The sequence below is a fragment of the Rahnella sp. ChDrAdgB13 genome (assembly GCF_017655185.1).
In the GTDB taxonomy this organism is placed as follows: domain Bacteria; phylum Pseudomonadota; class Gammaproteobacteria; order Enterobacterales; family Enterobacteriaceae; genus Rahnella; species Rahnella contaminans.
The window spans coordinates 1-1,852 of sequence record NZ_JAEMGT010000209.1 but is presented as its reverse complement, the minus strand read 5'-3'; the positions used below and the strand labels follow the sequence as shown (position 1 = coordinate 1,852).

The 1,852-nt window shown below is 57.3% G+C and carries 3 protein-coding genes; all 3 read right to left on the bottom strand.

Annotation, left to right across the window (positions count from 1 at the left end; all coding sequences use genetic code 11):
- On the bottom strand, positions 1-369 hold a 369-nt coding region (locus J8X26_RS26765), incomplete at its 3' end, for a Mu-like prophage major head subunit gpT family protein (protein WP_208952557.1).
- Positions 370-387: 18 nt separating this feature from the next.
- The gene (locus tag J8X26_RS26760; RefSeq protein WP_208952556.1) at positions 388-819 is read right to left on the bottom strand and encodes a hypothetical protein; all 432 of its coding nucleotides are present in this window, start codon (positions 817-819) and stop codon (positions 388-390) included.
- Positions 816-1,852 (bottom strand): phage protease (locus J8X26_RS26755; RefSeq protein WP_208952555.1); only part of this gene is annotated, 1,037 nt, incomplete at its 5' end. The genes J8X26_RS26755 and J8X26_RS26760, both read right to left, overlap by 4 nt.

Sequence of the window (1,852 nt, the reverse complement as noted above, 5' to 3'; positions counted from 1 at the left end):
ATTAATCAGGTCGTAAATCAGCTTATCCGGCCAGTTGGCGGCGGTGGTGCCGTAGCCTGCTGCCGACGTCGGATAAATTCCCAACTGGTCGTCTTCAATGTGGTTACGCTTGACGTTGATCGTCGCTTCATAATCATCATTGGGTACGACGTAATCCTGACGTTCCAGACGCTGAACAGCCTTGTCACCAATCCATTTACGCAGCTGCGGGAACTGCTCCATCCAGGCGTAATAGTTAGCCGCCGTGGTGGACGGGATGAGGGTCGCAATCTGATCCCAGGTCGGGTTTGCACGCATCAGCGCATCGTTGAAGCTTTTTCTCAGTGCCAGAAACAGCACATCCAGCGTGGCTTTGTTCACTTCTGCCATTTTCGGTATTCCTTATGTTCAGTAAATCCAGACGCCGTCGTCATCAATCATGACGATCGTCCCGGCCTTGCTGTAAGCGGCCTCTTTTGCAGGTTCGCTCCCTTCTGCCGCCGCACTGCCGTCCGTGGCCGTCACCGTCTGGTTGTCCAGGATATAAGCCCGTCCAAGCAGATTAGCCTGAGTAATGGTGCCATCCTGATCCCAGCGAAATGCCTTGTGGGCACGCACATTCACGGCGGTGTCGCCGTCCGCACCTGCGCTGTTGTCTACGGACTCCGCCGCACAACCGGCATATTTCAGCGTCGTATCAGCTTTGCCATTAACGGCGTAACCGTCGGCATTAACACAGACGATGGCCCCTTCAGGGATGCTTTCGCCTTTCGCCACCGGGACAGGCGTCAGAATGCAATCCCGCCAGAACGTATTGCGTGGCGTGGTGGTTGCTGTCATGACGTTTTCTCCTTCTCAGTCAGGTAGTCATCGCCCAGGCCCATCGAACCGAGCAGCTTTTTCTGATCAACAGACAACGCCGCCGCATTAGTTTCGGTCGGGGCCTGCCCCCGCGTTTGCGTGCGGGTCAGCGCGGGATTGGGTTTGCGGGTTGAGAGACCGGCCTTAAACAGGCTCATGTCTTTTGCCGCCAGATCGCGCATCCATTTTTCATCCGCGCCGGTAATAATGCGTCCGTCGCTGAGCGCAGCCTCAATCAGCGCGTCAGCCTCGGACTGAGACACTTTCTGGCTGAGCGCGGCAAGCTGGGTACGCAGGTCGTCCACCACGGCCACCGGTGCATATTGAGACGGGTCAGGCGTGGACGGGGTTTTAGTTGATTGTGATAGCGCCGCAATGCTCAGGTCTTTCTTGCTGACCAGTTCAGCGAAGGTGCTGCAGGCGGCCGGATTGAGCAGCTTTTCCTGAGCATCGGTGAGCGCGACGGCGATCGCCGCTTCATCGGCATCTTTTGCCAGACCAAGCATTGAACAAAGTGCAATGCGCAGTTGTTCGTCCATCTGAGTTTCCTCTTGGTTTATATAAATAAGGGATGCGGCGGCGAGCAGCTCATTCATGCCGTCCAGCGCCGGTGTATTGGTCAGGGCCGCATTAATGAGGCGTACGATGTTGCCCTGTAAGTCGTACAAAAACAGCGCGGAAACGTAGCGATACTCGCCCGATTCAATCATTTGCAGAGCGCGGGACGTCCAGCGAACGTCGGCGGCGAACAGGCCCTTCTCCGGGTCAAATTCAAGCTGTTTAAACCAGCCCGCAGCCGGGTTCGGCTGACCGTTTTTTTCGCAGTGGATGGTCTGGTGTTCGAAATCGAACATGAAATCGTTGGTGCGGGCGTCGGCATCCGCCATGACCCGTGCGGCCTGCAGCGCATTCAGCTGCCAGCCGGGCGCGTCGGTCGGGCGACCATCTGCCGCCCGGAACATCCCGGCAGGAAGAAGCTGCACGCGGCTTTGGCTACCATCCAGTGGTGCCG